The 15,734-nt window shown below is 64.1% G+C and carries 13 protein-coding genes; 7 read left to right on the top strand and 6 right to left on the bottom strand.

The window, feature by feature from the left end; all coding sequences use genetic code 11:
• Positions 1-258: 258 nt before the first annotated feature.
• Both KA354_04870 and KA354_04865 read right to left on the bottom strand, forming a co-directional pair.
• Complete coding sequence (locus KA354_04870; GenBank protein ID MBP7933963.1) at positions 259-444, bottom strand: hypothetical protein; 186 nt, start codon at positions 442-444, stop codon at positions 259-261.
• Positions 431-1,285 (bottom strand): hypothetical protein, encoded by an 855-nt coding sequence (locus KA354_04865; protein ID MBP7933962.1) that lies wholly within the window; start codon positions 1,283-1,285, stop codon positions 431-433. The genes KA354_04870 and KA354_04865 overlap by 14 nt, the downstream gene beginning before the upstream one ends.
• A gap of 584 nt (positions 1,286-1,869) precedes the next feature.
• Between KA354_04865 and KA354_04860 the strand changes: the two genes are divergently transcribed.
• The 3 genes from KA354_04860 to KA354_04850 are packed head-to-tail and all read left to right on the top strand — an operon-like array spanning position 1,870 to position 5,101.
• Positions 1,870-2,628: a phosphatidylserine decarboxylase family protein gene (locus KA354_04860; GenBank protein MBP7933961.1), complete on the top strand. Its 759-nt coding sequence runs from the start codon at positions 1,870-1,872 to the stop codon at positions 2,626-2,628.
• Positions 2,625-3,629, top strand: a complete 1,005-nt coding sequence (locus KA354_04855; GenBank protein ID MBP7933960.1) for a phosphatidylcholine/phosphatidylserine synthase — start codon at positions 2,625-2,627, stop codon at positions 3,627-3,629. The genes KA354_04860 and KA354_04855 overlap by 4 nt, the downstream gene beginning before the upstream one ends.
• Positions 3,626-5,101 (top strand): glutamate--tRNA ligase, encoded by a 1,476-nt coding sequence (locus KA354_04850; GenBank protein MBP7933959.1) that lies wholly within the window; start codon positions 3,626-3,628, stop codon positions 5,099-5,101. Before KA354_04855 ends, KA354_04850 begins: the two co-directional genes overlap by 4 nt.
• A 60-nt stretch (positions 5,102-5,161) precedes the next feature.
• On the opposite strand, the gene KA354_04845 is transcribed toward KA354_04850, so the two are convergent.
• From KA354_04845 to KA354_04835, 3 genes are all read right to left on the bottom strand, one after another.
• Positions 5,162-5,713 (bottom strand): 2'-5' RNA ligase family protein, encoded by a 552-nt coding sequence (locus KA354_04845; protein ID MBP7933958.1) that lies wholly within the window; start codon positions 5,711-5,713, stop codon positions 5,162-5,164.
• A 1-nt stretch (position 5,714) separates the two neighbouring features.
• Positions 5,715-6,635: an RNA-directed DNA polymerase gene (locus tag KA354_04840; protein ID MBP7933957.1), complete on the bottom strand. Its 921-nt coding sequence runs from the start codon at positions 6,633-6,635 to the stop codon at positions 5,715-5,717.
• Positions 6,636-7,098: 463 nt separating this feature from the next.
• Entirely contained in the window at positions 7,099-7,908 is an 810-nt protein-coding gene (locus KA354_04835; protein ID MBP7933956.1) for a hypothetical protein, read from the bottom strand.
• Positions 7,909-8,077: 169 nt separating this feature from the next.
• Between KA354_04835 and KA354_04830 the strand changes: the two genes are divergently transcribed.
• The 3 genes from KA354_04830 (at position 8,078) to KA354_04820 (ending at position 11,795) form a co-directional block, all read left to right on the top strand.
• Positions 8,078-9,601, top strand: coding sequence for a sugar transferase (locus KA354_04830; protein MBP7933955.1), 1,524 nt, complete (start codon positions 8,078-8,080; stop codon positions 9,599-9,601).
• A 308-nt stretch (positions 9,602-9,909) separates the two neighbouring features.
• On the top strand, positions 9,910-10,935 hold the full coding sequence (locus KA354_04825) for a polysaccharide deacetylase family protein (protein ID MBP7933954.1): 1,026 nt from the start codon (positions 9,910-9,912) through the stop codon (positions 10,933-10,935).
• Positions 10,932-11,795: a hypothetical protein gene (locus tag KA354_04820; protein ID MBP7933953.1), complete on the top strand. Its 864-nt coding sequence runs from the start codon at positions 10,932-10,934 to the stop codon at positions 11,793-11,795. Before KA354_04825 ends, KA354_04820 begins: the two co-directional genes overlap by 4 nt.
• 297 nt (positions 11,796-12,092) lie before the next feature.
• Here KA354_04820 and KA354_04815 read toward each other — a convergent pair whose 3' ends face one another.
• The gene (locus KA354_04815) at positions 12,093-13,364 is read right to left on the bottom strand and encodes a hypothetical protein (GenBank protein MBP7933952.1); all 1,272 of its coding nucleotides are present in this window, start codon (positions 13,362-13,364) and stop codon (positions 12,093-12,095) included.
• 221 nt (positions 13,365-13,585) lie between these two features.
• Here KA354_04815 and KA354_04810 point away from each other — a divergent pair, with 221 nt between their 5' ends.
• Positions 13,586-15,697: a sulfatase gene (locus tag KA354_04810; GenBank protein ID MBP7933951.1), complete on the top strand. Its 2,112-nt coding sequence runs from the start codon at positions 13,586-13,588 to the stop codon at positions 15,695-15,697.
• Positions 15,698-15,734: the final 37 nt, after the last annotated feature.

Below are 15,734 nucleotides of genomic sequence, written 5' to 3'. Positions count from 1 at the left end.
ACAGACGTGCCACCTTCGATCCGGCCGATATCGGGCGTGATCTCAAGCACAACCGGCAGTTCGGCCACAGGCCGAACCGGATCGCCCGATTGGCCGTTCGGCAGCAGCTGCGAAGGGTCGCATCCGGCACCGATCCACGCTACCGACAGCACCAGGAGGGTCACAGTGAGGAACCCACGGCAAGAAAAGAAACGGTTTCGACACATGGCGAGTCTCCCTTTACCCGGCAAAGCGCGTTCGACGCGCGGAGTGCGTTCGTCAACCGGACTGATCTACCGATCCAGCGTCGTCGGCTTGATTGACGACGGGCTCGGGATCCATGGCATTCGGCATGCCGTCTCCATCGGCGGCTGCGTCGATCTCATCTGCCTGTCTATCGCAGTCGGCGTCACCGTTCTGATGGTACGCTACCTTGTCGCCGTCGAGGTCCCTAGTCCTTCTCATCGGCTTCGTCACCGGGCTTGTCATCGGGTTCGTCACCCGGCTTGTCCTCGGGTTTGTCACCAGGCTTGTCCTTGGATTCGAGTCCGTAGGGGTCCTTGTCCTTTTCATTGGGCTCATTATCGTTGTCGATGTCGTCGTCCTCTTCATTGGGTTTCTTGTCGCCGTCGATGTCATCGTCCTTCTCATTGGGTCTTTGATCACCGTCCACGTCAGGATCTTGACCATTAGGAATGGCGTCACCGTCTTCATCGTCGTCCATGTCGTTCTTGAGCCCGTCGCCGTCAATGTCATCGTCGACTTCGTTCAGACGGCCATCGCCGTCGACGTCGAAGTCGGCGCCATTCATGATTCCATCGCCGTCGACGTCAGGATCGGCCATGTTCGGAATCCCGTCTCCATCAACGTCGGGGTCAACCATGTTCGGCAGGCCATCGCCATCCGTATCCGCGTCCCAGCCGTCGAGGAGTCCGTCGCCATCCATGTCATCGTCGACGGCATCAGGCACGCCGTCGGCGTCGGTGTCCGGGCCATCTGAGGCGTCGTTGGGATCCGCACCGACGGCCAACTCCTGCAGGTCCGTGCAGCCGTCGCCGTCGCTGTCGAGTAGCAGCAGGGCAAGCACCGCCGCCTCGAGTTCGTCTCGGTCGGAGTCCGAATCACTGTCCTCGAGTGGCGCGTCGGTGCCATCGTCCGAAGGGGAGGGGATTCGCGAGGCCTCGTCGGCGGCGGGCATTTCCGTGTCCGCTACTGCGACCTCGTCTGGCGGTGAAGGGGCTGCGAGGCAGCCTGTGATTACTAGGCCGATGCAGGAGACGACGAAGGCCGGCAGCTGGCGAGACATCGTGTGCACTCCAGCGTGGCCTGACCCCCCTTTGACTACCGGCTGGGCGTGGCGTTCGAGACGTTGCATACCGGCCGGATTGCTGAGTCCGCGACGAGGCTTCGCTCGCCCGTCAGCACAAAGAACGGCATCCAATCCCTGGTCCGGACACGTGATAGGAGTGTAGACATGACCGGTCCAAGGCGGGGTCCTCCACGGCCTGAAGCTTACTGGACGCTGATACAAAAGTCAAACTGAAACTCAGTCGATCTCGTGACCAGACGCAGGGAGATTCCGGGTCTTCACCCGCCGGATCGACGGACCTCTGGCTTGGGCGGGGGGGCTTCAACGGACAGGAAGGGTGTTTTCGCCTGGTTGACCCGGTTGGTGGGTGGAACACGGCCCGAACTTGCGTGTCTCTAGGGCTTCAGGTACCCGTACCGAACAGGGGCTTCTCGGCATGGGTGAATGGCCGCACGCCGCTCCTCACCCGCCACGGGAGATCATACGGGGCCTCGGCTCATGCGGGAGACAGTGCGGACAGCCGCTTCCGTTCCTGGTCGGATGGGGTTATGATAAGTGGCCGCGTATTGGAGACTTGCGACATGCGGATTCCTCTCCACCCGGGTGGGACTCGGGAGATGCTCATGCTCAGCCTGCTGCTGGGTATCCCCGGCGCGGTGCTCGTCTGTGCGGCCGTCGCGTGGGCCTGGGGCTGGGCTTGGGTACCGGGCATTCTGCTGCTGGCCCTCTGGGCGTTCGGCCTGCTTTTCTTCCGTGACCCGGAACGCGCGGTTCCTGGCGTCCCGGGGATCATGGTGTCGCCGGCCGACGGAACCACGACCGAGACCATCCGACAGGATCACAATGATTGGGTGGGTGGGCCAGCCACCCGGATCAGCATCTTTCTCAGCGTCTTCAACGTCCATGTGAATCGCAGCCCGTGCACCGGCGTGATCCGGTCGACTCACTACAAGCCGGGCAAGTTCCTGGACGCCCGAGACCCGAGCTCCGGCTCGCTGAACGAGGCAAACACGATCGTGATTGACCCCGACGAACCGGGTCTGGGGCCGGTGGTCGTCCGCCAGATCGCCGGCCTGATCGCCCGGCGCGTGATCTGTACTGTAAAGGCCGGCGACCGCGTCGAACGCGGCCAGCGGATTGGCCTCATCAAGTTCGGTTCACGAACCGAGTTGATTATTGCCGGCCATGACGCCTATGAGCCGGCGGTCGCGGTCGGCGACAAGGTTCGCGGGGCCATGACCGTCCTGGCCCGTCGGATGCCCCTGGCCGGCACAAACGCCGGGCCGTCCCTGCCGCCTTTCTCGGTCGGGACTCAGGCGGAACGGGAGAAATCGGAATGACGCTCAAGCCCGTGTGGCAGCCGAAAAAGCCATCGTCTGATCCGACAAATCCGGAACCGAGGCCCAAGCACCGCCACAAGCGTCTGCGTACCGTGGCCATGCTGCCCACGTTGCTGACGTTGGGCAATCTCTATTGCGGTTTCCTGGCAATCTACTACTGCGGCCGCGAGATGCACGACCTGGGTGCCAAGGTTGATGCCGCCACGGTTCTCACGCTCAAGAGTCAGCGACTGGAGGCGATCGCCCCCTCCTATCTGGCCGTCGGCGTGATCATGTTGATCGGGGCGATGATCTGCGATTCACTGGATGGCCGCGTGGCTCGCATGACCGGCGCGGCCAGCAAGTTCGGCATTCAGATGGACTCTCTGGCGGACGTGGTGAGTTTCGGCGTGGCCCCTGGTTTCATGATGGTGACTCTCCTTCGACGGGAACTCGCCGAATGGGCCCAGGTGCCGCTCGGCTTTGAGCGGTTCGGGCAGGCCGCCGTGCTGATCGGGGCGGTCTTCGCCTGCTGCACGGCGTTGCGCCTGGCCCGGTTCAACGTCGAGGCCTCGCTCGAGGAGGCGGCCCACTACGGATTCAAAGGGCTTCCCTCGCCGGGAGCCGCGGCGGCGGTGATCAGCCTCATCTTCCTGCATGATCACCTCGACAGCGTTGGCGGATTCGACCGGTTGACGGGCGCCATCACCGTCTTTCTGCCCATCGGCACACTGGCGGTTAGTCTGCTGATGGTCAGCCGAGTCCCGTACACGCATCTGGTCAGTCTGCTGCTGAGCCGCCGACCGTTCGGGCAGCTTCCACTTATGCTGCTCGGCGTGCTGCTTCTGCTTCTGTATCCCCAGCAGGTCCTGGTCATCCTGGCCTGGGCGTTTGTGTTCAGCGGCCCGATTCGTTACGCCTTGCGACTGATCGCGGGTCGCCCGGTTCATCCGGCCGTCGCCCCAGATTCCGACTCCCAGGCCGCGTCATCGACCCCAACTTCGGATCGAAAAGCCCAATGAACGAGAAGTCGCCCGTTCGCGTTCGTTTCGCGCCGTCGCCCACCGGCCACCTGCACATCGGCAGCGTCCGTACCGCGCTGTTCAACTGGCTGGTCGCCCGCCAGAGCGGCGGCGTGTTCATTCTGCGTATCGAGGACACGGATGTCGATCGGAACGTCCCGGGCGCTGATCGCCAGATCATGGAAGACATGCGCTGGCTCGGCCTGCAGTGGGACGAGGGCATCGATGTCGGCGGCGCACACGGCCCGTACTACCAGATGCAGCGGCTCGATCGATACAACGCCGCCGTGAGGAAGCTCCTCGACGCCGGCCAAGCTTACTACGCGTTCGATACGCCGGAGGAACTGGACGCCCTGCGCAAGCAGGCCGAAGCCCGGAAGCTGGCCTTTCGCTATCCTCGTCCCATGAGGTTCGCCACCGGAGAGGAAGCGGAGCAGGCTCGCCGGGCCGGGCGGCCGGTTGTAGTCCGATTCAAGACGTTCGATGAGGATATCACCGTCCATGACGAGGTGATGGGCGATGTCACCGTCGGTGCGGCTGAACTTGACGATTTCATCATTCTCAAGGCGGACGGCATTCCCACCTACCACATGGCCAACGTGGTCGACGACTTTGACATGCGGACCACGCTGGTGATCCGCGGGCAGGAGTTCCTTGCTCAGACACCGCGGCACATCGCTCTGCAGCGGGCCTTGGGCTACCCCACGCCGCGCTATGCTCACGTGCCCACCATTCTCGACATGAAGGGCCGTAAACTCTCCAAACGCGACGGCGACGTGGAGCTGTCCTCGTTCCGCAAAGCAGGCTATCTGCCCGAGACGCTGCTCAACTTCGTGGCCCTCCTCGGCTGGTCCCCCGGCGGGGATCGCGAGAAGTTCACCCTGGCCGAACTCGTCAAGGCGTTCAGCATCGACCGCATCAGCCGCGTGAACTCCAAGTTCGACCGCGAGAAGCTCCTCGCCTTCAACACCGATGCAATCGCTGCAGCGGATCCGAAGAGGCTTATGGAGGCACTCAGTGACTGGCTGTCGGTCAACCCGGAGTCCCCGCTGAGCAAGGCCGGCCTCGACGAGCCGACCCGGCGAGTCATTCTGGAGATCAACCGCGGGTTCCGCACCTTCAGCGACATCCAACGTAAGTGTGGTTTCATCTACCAGGACGACGCGGCGATCTCCCACGACCCGGCCGCGGTCAAGAAGGTCCTCGCCAAGGACGATGCCGCCGGCTACAAGATGCTCCAGCTCCTTCTGCCCAGGCTGGAGGGGCTCGAGCCCTGGACGGCCGCCAGCCTCGAGGCTCTGATCAAGGCGGTCTGCGAAGAGCAATCGGCCGGCATGGGCCAGGTCGCCCAGCCAATCCGGGTGGCGGTTTCCGGAACCACCGTCAGCCCGGCCATCTACGACACCCTGATCCTGCTGGGCAAGATCAAGACCGTTCGCCGGATTCGGCGGGTCCTCGCGGAGCGGCCGTAAACGACCCATGGGCATCGGACTGGCTGCAGGCTGACGCGGCCACCGTGTCAGAGACAGGCTTCAGCGTCGACCCAGCGGGATGGTCCGGTCGACGCGGAAGATGTCGTCCGGGCGGGCGTTCCGGTAGATCAGGCTCAACTCTCGGACCACGAAAGACAGCGGCTGCCAGTCGGCCCGTGCTTCCTCCTTCAGCTTCTCCAGAACGTCGTTTCGCCGAGCCTGGCCGAGACTCAAGTGGGGGATGAAACCCTGCGGGTACAGGGAAGTGTCGTCATATTGCGGGAAGGCGGCCACCAAAGCAGCCTGAAGACGAAAAAATGGATCCGCTGGTTCCGGAACCAGCCAAATCGTGTAGCTGTGCGGATTGTGCTCGAAATGGCCCAACTCGGCCAGTCGGATCTCGAACGGCTCAAGCTGTGAGCAGACCTCTCCGATACGCGGTTCCAGCGCGGAAAAAAACACCCTCGGGAGGAACGGATAGATGAGCGTGAAGTGCGGCATCCACCGTCGGGCGTGCCGGTCGTGCACCCGACGGATCGCCTGGATCGGCGGCCACATCTCCTCTGGAGGGATGATGGTGATCGCAGTCTGACTGGTTTTCACGAGTCGCATGTCATCCCGTCCCGCCCGGGGACTGCGCCCGCTGGGTCTCGATCATCGAACGCAGGGAGTCCCAACCCGCCAGCTGCTCGGGAGTCAAACTCGCCGGCCGGCCGGTTCGAAGGTGATGCTCGATCGCACGAAGGCGGCGGCGGGTCTCCCTTGGCAGGGACGGTTGGCCGTTGACGACCAGACCGGTCACCTGCTGGCGCTGGTGACAGCGGCGAACATGGAGCTTGCGCTTCAAGTGCATCCGGTACCCGCACGCGGTGATGATCGCCTTGGCTCCGCCAATCAGCCGGCGCACATCCGCGGAAGACTGGTCCCGGTCAAACGAGAACGTCAGGTCATCCGCGTACCGCGAGTAACAGGCTGACAAACCGGCGGCCAGCCGCTGCATCCGTGCGTCCAGGCCGCGGTTCACCAGGTTCGACAGCCTTGGACTGGTCGGCGCTCCCTGAGGCAGTCCGCCGTTGTGGGTGCATAGCTTGACCAGGGCGGCGGTGGCCTCCGCATCCCAGCCGATGCGCCGCAGATAGTCCTCAACCCGGCACGCTGCCGTCGACGCGAAGAACTCTTGGATGTCGATTCGGACAACGACGGCCTTGCCGGCGTGAAAAAGGGCGTGGGTCACGATCGAGTGGCCTCGCTCAAATCCGGTGGCGGCCGGATGAGCCTTGAGGCGGCCAAGAGCACGGCGGAGAATCCGCTTCTGCAGCGCTTTGAGGGCCGGTTCGGGGGCCGCCAGCCGCCGCGTGCCGCCTGATCGCTTGGGCACTTCGAACTCCCGGTAGGATGCACGGACGGCGCGCAGTTCCGCCTCGGACAAGCCCAGTCGGCGGACCAGATCAGCGAGGCCAAAACGCGGCGGGCCGTATTCCGCCGGCCGCCTCGCCCGAAGCCGCCTGCCCAGTAGCCAGTTGAGAATCCCCATGTCGCGGTCCCGATGTGCGAACCCAAAGATGGGCGGGGCGATCAACCGGCCGGCCGACCGCACCCGCCGCTGCTTTGCGCAGGAGTGCGACTCCTGTAGCCTCGATCTCACTGGGTCTGACTCGACCCGGTCGGCGAAACACCGACCCGTGCTCTGCGTTTGAGCACCGCCAAAGCAGCACCACGCTTGTATCAGGGTCCAGCGCGGTCGTCAATCGCGGTTCGGCGGCAGCAGCAGGGATTCCCCGTGGCGACCAGCCCGATGGCATGCGGTCATCCGGGAAAAGCGCGGGCGGATACCGGCGGGTCGAGATGGGCAGAGACGGCGGGTTCACAGGGCGTTGAGGGTATTGGGCACGACCGCGGCCGGATGGCTAGGAACCGTCCACCGCATCAGGGCAGCCGGGTCGCGCGGCCGGCGGCGTCTGAGCCTTCGACCAGCGCTCCGAGAAATCTCGTTCTTCTCACCAGTTCGTCGCCCGCGTGGGGATGAGATACAGCTTGAGCCGCGGATCGTCATCCTTCCACGGGCTGGGCTGGGTTGTGGCCGGCGTGGTGTCCTTGGCGATGAGGGCCATGATGCACTGGCGGGTCTGCTCCTGGAATTTGCGGTAGGCCAGGTAATTGACGTCGCAGCGACGGAGGTCGCCCTTCCTGCGGTCGGGTTGCAGCGGCTGGAAGTCCTCCGGTCCGGCCTGGGCCTGAACGAACGCCACTTGGTTGCCGGTCTGGGTGTCCAGGATGGTGCCCCACAAACCGGCGTAGCTGGGCTCGGCCGGACTCGGGCCGTAAACCAGGCACAGCGAGGCCCGCAGCCGCCGAGCACTCTCCACCAGATCCGGCAACGTCGTCTCCGGAACAACGGGCGACTTGGAGTCCATCACGATCATCTCGCGGACCTGGGGGATCGTGTTGCATAGCGAGTTCCACTGCATCCGCTCTTCCCAATCGATGTCCCCGGCCCACCATCGCTGGCGGGTCGGACCTCCTTTATAGTCTTCTGAGAAGTAGTCCTGTGGCGGCTCCAGCCGGCTGAGGGCGATGGCGGCTGGAAAACGGCCTTGTGAGCGACCGGGTTCCATGAGAAGGAAGCTCGACGCGTCGGGCGGTACCTGCTTCACGCCCAGGGCGGTGCTGGCCAGGGTCTCGCCCGTGTAGGCGACCGGCGGCGGTTCCGGCTTGTGACAGCCGGCGGGTACCGTAAGCACGATCACAATGGCCGAGGCCACGCCGGCCGTCGCACAACTCAGATTGCCACCACTCCGCACTCGCATGGCGATACTCCGGATCACTGTGAGCCTGTGACCTTCCGCGCAAGTTATCGGTAATTGCCGTCCCGGCTTGAGTTATATCCGGACGAATCCAAGGTCCGGTTTTAGGGACCGCATAACTCATTCAGGGTCCGCTTCGCGACGATACCAGAACAAGTCCAAGGAGAAGATCGTGGGTTTCGACTCATCCATAGGCATGGGTACAGCGGCAGTCGGGACACGGTCGCCGGCATCCGTCGATCGTTGGCAAGTCTATCCCCGCCTGGCCTACACGGAGCCGGCTGAACCGGCCACTCGCCGCCATTGGCTGGCCGCCGTGGGCAGCACGCTCCTGGAACTGCCCTGGCTGGCCTGGATCGCCTTCGACGCCATGCTGGTCAACCTGGGCGTCTATCTCGGCTACCGGATGATCGCGTGGGGGCAGGGCCTCGAGTGGCTGCGCCTGGCCTGGTGGCAGACCGGCCTGATCCAGAGCGGGGCCTTCCTGTTCGCCAGCCTCATCTTCGGTCTGTATGAACAGCAGGCCCTCCTCCGTCATTCGCGAATTCTGGCTCGGTCGGTGCTCGGCACCGCGGCCTCGGTGATTCTGGCTTCGATCTTCATTCACCTCTTCCTGTACGAAGAGTTGAGTCGACGCGTGCTGTTCATGGCCGGCGTCTTCTACCTCGCCGTCGGGCCTTCGCTTCGCCTGTTCGTGGGCTGGTGCGTGAACAGCCACAGCCGCAAATTCGTGATCGTGGGAACGGACCGCAAGTCCAGACTCTCGCTGACCAGTCAGGACACCCGGCATGGCGACGCCCTGTCACGCCGCTATCGGCTGGTCGGCTACATCGCGATGGACTCAATCGAGGTCGGCCGCGAGATCGACGATTCACGCGTGCTCGGCACCATCGACGATCTCGAACAAATCTGCGTCGACCACGAAATCGACGAGGTGGTCGTCGGGGCGGGACCAGCCCGCAACCCGCGCGTCCTGGATCGCGTTCTGGGATGCCTCAAACTCGGCTGCCGAGTGACCAACCTGGCTACCTTCTACGAGCAGGTGATGAGCGAGGTTCCCGTCGTCCACCTCGAGCCCAACTGGTTCCTGTTCGCCGACCTCAAACACTACCGTGAAGCTCAGCTCATCATGAAGCGGGTCTTCGACCTGATCGGCGCGACCATCGGCCTCCTGCTGAGCCTGCCATTCTGGCCGCTCATCGCCTTACTGATCACCATCGACAGCGCCGGGCCGGTCTTCTACTCCCAGCGCCGCGTGGGACTCAACGGCCGGCCCTTCCGACTCTACAAGTTCCGCACCATGAAGCAGGGAGCAGAACGCAACGGCCACACCTGGGCCACGGAAGACGACCCGCGGATCACACGCATCGGCTGGTACCTCCGCAAAACAAGACTCGACGAGCTGCCGCAGCTCTGGAATATCCTACGCGGCCATATGTCCGTGGTCGGGCCGCGCCCGGAGCGCCCGGAGTTCGTCCAGGAACTGGCCACCAAGATCCGGTTCTACAACGAGCGGCACCTCGTCAAGCCCGGCCTGAGCGGATGGGCACAGATCAACTACCGCTACGGAGCCAGCGTGGATGACGCCCGTCGTAAGCTCCAGCTCGACCTCTGGTATCTGAAGCACATGTCCGTGGAACTGGACCTGATCATTCTGCTGCGCACGTTGGGAACCGTGTTCTCGGGCTCGAGATAGACCGGGAACTCGTGCCGCCAGGTGGTGTCGCCACGCATTCACCGCCCTGGCTGGCGGTTGGGGAAGGGTCGCTCACTCGCCAGTCCCGAGCAGACGGAAGCGGATCGCGCCAACCGAGTCCGCCGGCCCCCGTCCTCCCGACCTCCCTGACGCCGAGGCCCACCAGCAGGCAAGGGGCCCGATGTTATCGGTCGAGGGTATGGACGGCCCGGCGATTCGGATCGCGTGCCTGTTCAGCCAGTCGCAAGTTGAGCCCGTCGCGGCTGCTTCCGATAAACACGCATGGACGACAAGGTCGCGAGGATTCCATGCCCGCACGCCTGACCAGACTCGCCAACCGTGCCGCGGAGACCTTGGCCATTCGAACCGGATGGGCCAAGCACCGATTCCGTTCGTCAACCGGTCAGTTCCGCGTCCTGGCATATCACGGGCTGGTGCCCGACGGACTGGCCGATCGGCCCTGGGTGCCGCCGCACTATGTCACCGTGTCACAGTTTGAACGGCAGATGAACCTCCTGGCCAGCTTCGGCTCCGGTACCGTCCGCCCGCTGGGAGAGGTGGTCAACCGCTGTCAGCGCGGCGGGATCATGGACGAGCCCGTCGTCTGCCTGACCTTCGATGACGGCTTTGGCGATAACGTGTCGCTTGCGTTGCCCATACTCCGGCAGCGCGATTTCCGCGCCTCTTTCTTCCTGACGACCGGCTACATGGGGGGGGATCGTCTCCTGGCCAACGATCGGATTCGCCTCCTTCGCCAGGTGCAGCGCGGCGGACGGCTCGAGGGGCCCCTGTCCCCGTTCATGCAGGCGGTACTGGCCCACCCGGGTTTTCACAAACAGCACAACCACATGCTTCTCGAATCCGAAATCGAACCACTGTGGTCGACAAACATGGAGAAGATCGACCCGGCTGCGGTTCGGTCGCTGCGGATGATGTCGTGGGAAGATGCCGCTTGCCTTCGTGATGCGGGGATGGAGATCGGCTCGCACACGGTCAATCATGTGATTCTGGGACGCGAAGACCTCGAGACCCGGCAACGGGAAATCACCCGTTCCATCGCCGAAATTGCCGCTCGGCTGGGGCTCGATCGCGTGCCGTTCTCCTATCCCAATGGTCTGGCCGGCGATTTCGGCCCCGACGACGTCATCTGCCTCCAGGCTCTGAACGTGCCCTATGCGGTCACCGAATTGCCCGGGTGCAATACCCCGAGTACGTCGGTATGGGGCCTGCGGAGACACTGCGTCGGTCTGCACACCTCGGAAGACGTGTTCCTGGCCCAGGTCTGCGGCTTGCGTGACGGGCGGCTTTCAGCCCCGGAGCGGACCATCAGATGAAAATCGGAATTCTGGCATCCACCGAGAACCGAATCACCGATTTCTACCTCGGCAACCAGGTCATTCGCCATTTCGATGTGCCGATCATCCTGGTACAGCGGGCGCGGTCTCGCGGCACGCTGGGTCTGGCAGAGAAGGTCGCAGAGACCGTCGCGAGGAAGGGTGGCCGGGCGCTCATCTCCTCGGTTCTCGATTGGTCGTTCGAGCGGCAGCGGCAGAGGGAGATCCGTCAGTACCTGGAGAGTCGTTTCGCCGAGCTTGGCGAACACTCCGAGTATGACTCGGGCCCGCGGGTGGTTCTGGTAGACAGCATCCATGATCACTTGTCGCTTCAGGCGCTTCGCGACGCGGGGGTGACTGTTCTGTTTCAGAATGGCGCCGGCATCATCCGCTCCCCACTGATTCAGCTTGCCCGGCAGGGAGTGGTGAACGTCCACCACGGATTCCTGCCCGATATCCGCGGCTGTCAGTCGATCGCCTGGGGTCTTCTGGAAGATCGCCACGAGTGGATAGGGGTCTCCGTGCACCTGATCGACGAGGGAATCGACACCGGGCCGATTCTCAAGCGACAGCATCTTCGCGCGGTGGCCGCGGAGACCTACCCGTCGCTCTTCGCCAAGGCCACCGTGCTTGGCGGCCGGCTCCTCGTGGAGGCGATGCACGAACTGGCCGTGGGGCGAGTGGAGGTGATGGCCCGGAAGTCGCCGGGAACCTATCGTTCCGCGATGGGCCGCCGACACTGGCTGGCTCTTGCCCGCAAGATATCCATGGCTCGCGCCGCCGGCGCAGATGGGCACCCTTGGTTCGGACCGAGCACCAGCCGGTCATCCTTCACCAATCCGCCGACTCCCGTGGTGTGACACCACCGGCTTGCCCCGCCCGGCCTGATGGAGCAATGGAACCGACTGCGCCGGAGCAGCCCGGCCGCCAGTCTCTTCACGACTCCGCAATGGCGTCGCTGCTGAAAGTACCTGATTCGTGACCTGGCGTTCGATTTCGTTCTGCTGGTTCCCGCTGCGGACTTCCGGGCACGAGCTGAGCCGATTCGATTCGACGAGCACGCATCCCACCCGCCCTTCGGTCGCGTTCCTTCGAAGGGCAGATACTCGCCCGCAGGCCGACCGTCGCCGCGCCGAGGCGTCGCACGCTCGTTGGCGCTACCTCTCGGGCTGGACCGGCTGTACCCAGGCCGCCCGACTGCTCGCCGCTGAGGGTGCAGTGGCGGTTCGATTCTCGGCCGTGACCTTCGCCCGAACGTACAGTTCCCGGCCGGTGAGCCTGTAGCTCACCCGGGTGCCGGACTGTTCGCTGAGAACCTCCCCAATCTCCGGGCTGTACCTGCCGGTCAGATGAGCCCTCGGGTCCTTGGGGTCCGCCGGCTGGCTGGTCGGGTTGAAGCCGGCCAGTGTGCCGATGAACTGAGTTCGGTAGGTGACGCCGGGCTTCGGATCGATCTCAATCGCAAGCGTGTTCTTCTCGAAGCGGACATCCTTCAGTGTCACGCCGTTGCTGGCGTAGAAGTCGCCTCGGTTCATCGCCTCGATCAGGGCACCGGGCTCGAGGCTCCTGGCCCGGACCATGATCCAGGAGCGACCGCCGGCAACGGGGCTGGTTTTCGTCGCCACGAAGCGATGCGCATCGTCAGTGCCCACACCGTACATGATGGGCAGCCCCAGCTCTCCCAGTCGCTTGGCGAGAACAATATCCCACACCCGTTCGGTAGAGGTGTGGAGCCGGTCGCCCGCATCCCGAACTCCGGCTCCGTTCTGGATCTCGAAGAACTTCGTGCCCTTCACCAGGAACAGATCTTCCGCGGTGATGCCCCACTTGTAGTTCGGGTGATTGATGTGTACCAGCATGGGCGTGTTGAACTTCCGACTCTGGGCCACCACCGCATCGACGTTGTTCTGGATGGTCGTGGCCACGGTGTCGCCATGCTGCGTCTTGATCGGCCGGCGGAGATTGATCCCGCAAAGGTGGACCGGCTTGTCGCCGCAGGCATCGGTGATCTCCTCGCCGGTGATGAGCAGGAACCGCCCGGGTTCCCCGAATCGCTGACGAATCTGATCCAGCGTCTTGAGATGGTACTCCGTCTCCTTGCCTTTGGGGCGTTTCTCAACCCACGGCTGGCCGAAGGCCTTCTCGTACCCGGCGGCCGCTCTCTGGCGAGCGGCGTTGTTGGGTACGAACCACCGATCACTATCGTCGATCGAGCCGTGGTCGGTCATCACCAGGAAGTGGTAGCCGTGCTCCTTGTACCACGCGGTGACCACCTCGGGCGGGCTGTCGCCATCGCTCCACCAGCTGTGCGTGTGCGTGTTGCCCTTGTACCATTGCGCTTGGCCCGCCGCAGCGACGTCCTTCCCAGTCGTCTCCGCCAGCGCGCAGCCCGCGGGGCAGAGTCCAAGCCCTGCGATCGCCAAAGCCATCCAAAGATATGCTGGCCTGTGTCCGATCATCGCTTCCTCCTGACATAACGGTGGGGTCCGCTCGCCACAACTGAACCCAAGATAACCGCAATCCCGACGGCCCGCCATCGCTTCAGGCGGGACAAACGCTCAGGTTTTGCCCCAGGGCGGGCCGCGCATAGAATAGAAGCCTGGTGGAAAAGCCCACCTTGAAGGCAGTGAGTCGTGGTGGACAATCGCCCATGACCGGAGAACAGTACATCGCACGACGCATCGCCTACGGCGCCATGCTCCTCGCCCTCTATGGGGCGTGGACGGCCTGCTTCCGTATGGCCGGCGATCTTGCCCTAGGGACGCGACTGGCCGCCCTGGCCTGGGCAGTTGCCTTGTTTGCTACCGTCGGGGCCATCGCGGGCGGCGGCATGGCGGTTCTGGTCTCGCTGATCAGTGCTCAGGTGCCCACGAAAAGGCGAGCCTCGGTGGCCGCCGGCATCGAGACGGCGCTGATCGCCCCGGCCTTCCTCTGGCTTTTGCTCAACGAACTGCTGTACTGGCAGACTTCCGAGGTTCTGGGGATCGGGGCTCTGGCCATGCTGTGGCACGACACCGCCGCGGTCGTCCAGAATGCCTGGCGCATGGCCGCCCGCTACCTCGTGCTCGCTGCCGTCCTGACGGTGCTGGTCGTTGCCGTCGTCCATCGCCGCGCTCTTCGATCGCACCGGGCGATGGAGTTGCGCGGACAGACGGATCCGCCACCATCCCACTCGTCGCCGGGGCGTCTGATCGGGCTACTGGCGGCGGCGGTGCTGGTGATCGCCGTGGTGCTGGCTTGGCAGTTCCACGCCAGGCCGAGCCTCGCGCTGGTTGAGCTGGCCCGGTCTTCGCCGCCCCTGCGAGTCATCGGATTGGCTCGGGCCCTGGTGGGTATCGATCTCGATCGGCCGGCTCCGACCCGCTTCGGTTCGCCGGTCATCACCGAGCAGCAGTACCAGGCGTTGATGGGCAAGCCGCGTCACCCTGCGCCGAACATCATCTACATCCTCATGGAATCGACCTCGGCCAAGGCTCTCCACTGTTATGGCTATCCCAGGGAGGACATCACTCCGAACATTGACGCCCTGGCGGCGGGGGGCGTTCTGTTCGAGCACTGCGTGGCCGGGGCCTCGTTCAGCAGCTGCGGCCTGACCTCGATCACAACGTCACTGTACATGCTCCGCGGCCGGCGCTTCGACTACTTCGGCAACGAGTTCCCGTTCATGGGCCTGCCTCGGGCCCTGAAGCTGGCCGGATACCAGCTTAATATGTTCAGTAGTGGTAATGAGAGCTTCGACCGCATCAACCACTTCAGTCCGCCTTCGGACTTCGATCTGTACTTCTCACACGATACGTGCGGCCTGGCCCAGGCCGACTGCATGAGGATGGACGACAAGATTGCGGTGGGGCGGTTCGAGGAATGGCTGGCGGCGCGCAGCAACCCCCGTCCATTCTACGCCGGCTTCTATCTGCAGTCTCCCCACTTCAACTATGAGGTGCCGGAACCCTGGTTCAGCCATTATCAGCCGGTCCCGCCGCTTTACTCGAACGGCGACGGCATCCTTCACATTCCCGCCGAGATCGTGCCCCAGCTTCGCAACCAGTACGACAACGCAATGCGCTACGCCGACTACTGGGTCGGCCGGATCCGCGATGCCCTGGCAAAGGCGGGCCAACTCGATCGCTCGATCATCATGATTACCGGCGACCATGGCGAGGCTTTCATGCAGCACGGCCTGGCACGCCATGGGACGCACACCTGGGAGGAGATGATCCACATCCCGCTCATCGTGTACGCCGGGTCGGATATCCGACCACGCCTGCCGGCCACCATCCCCGCTCGAGTGCCGCACACCGTCTCCGGAATCGACATCGCTCCGACCGTGGCCGCCCTGGTCGGCTTCGCCCCCCACCCGAGCTGGCAGGGGGTCAACATCCTGGACCCGGCTTACTCCGACCGCGAACGGCCGGTCTTCTCCATGACCCAGTACACGCGCTGGCAGGAAGTGGCGTGCGTCAACAAGATCAAGTACACCTACGACCTCACCGACGTGCGGGAGTACCTGTTCGACCTCAAGGCCGATCCGGGCGAAACGCGCAACCTCGTCGACGAACGCCCTGATCTGCTGTCTGCAATGCGCGATCTGCTCGCCGGCTGGCACACCTATCAACTGGCCTACTACGAGTCATCCGCGCAGCCGCTCGCCCACTACATCGGCCGCTACGAGCCGGATTCGACGCTGCTGGCCCGGCTCAGCAAGGCCCAGGCGGCCAGGGAGGGGACCGGAGCGGCCAATCGAACTACGCCCGTCGGGGGCTGAGCCCCCATCCTTCTTGCCGAAAAAGAGAGGCCATCCC

Source organism: Phycisphaerae bacterium, from assembly GCA_018003015.1.
Taxonomy (GTDB): Bacteria; Planctomycetota; Phycisphaerae; order UBA1845; family PWPN01; genus JAGNEZ01.
This window is presented reverse-complemented; position numbering and strand designations above follow the sequence as displayed.

Coding starts and splice junctions, on each gene's coding strand:
- KA354_04850 (MBP7933959.1), top strand. CDS start 3,626: ATGAACGAGAAGTCGCCCGTTCGCGTTCGTTTCGCGCCGTCGCCCACC.
- KA354_04815 (MBP7933952.1), bottom strand. CDS start 13,364: ATGGCTTTGGCGATCGCAGGGCTTGGACTCTGCCCCGCGGGCTGCGCG.
- KA354_04840 (MBP7933957.1), bottom strand. CDS start 6,635: ATGGGGATTCTCAACTGGCTACTGGGCAGGCGGCTTCGGGCGAGGCGG.
- KA354_04845 (MBP7933958.1), bottom strand. CDS start 5,713: ATGCGACTCGTGAAAACCAGTCAGACTGCGATCACCATCATCCCTCCA.
- KA354_04865 (MBP7933962.1), bottom strand. CDS start 1,285: ATGTCTCGCCAGCTGCCGGCCTTCGTCGTCTCCTGCATCGGCCTAGTA.
- KA354_04810 (MBP7933951.1), top strand. CDS start 13,586: ATGACCGGAGAACAGTACATCGCACGACGCATCGCCTACGGCGCCATG.
- KA354_04860 (MBP7933961.1), top strand. CDS start 1,870: ATGCGGATTCCTCTCCACCCGGGTGGGACTCGGGAGATGCTCATGCTC.
- KA354_04835 (MBP7933956.1), bottom strand. CDS start 7,908: ATGCGAGTGCGGAGTGGTGGCAATCTGAGTTGTGCGACGGCCGGCGTG.
- KA354_04820 (MBP7933953.1), top strand. CDS start 10,932: ATGAAAATCGGAATTCTGGCATCCACCGAGAACCGAATCACCGATTTC.
- KA354_04855 (MBP7933960.1), top strand. CDS start 2,625: ATGACGCTCAAGCCCGTGTGGCAGCCGAAAAAGCCATCGTCTGATCCG.
- KA354_04870 (MBP7933963.1), bottom strand. CDS start 444: ATGAGAAGGACTAGGGACCTCGACGGCGACAAGGTAGCGTACCATCAG.
- KA354_04825 (MBP7933954.1), top strand. CDS start 9,910: ATGCCCGCACGCCTGACCAGACTCGCCAACCGTGCCGCGGAGACCTTG.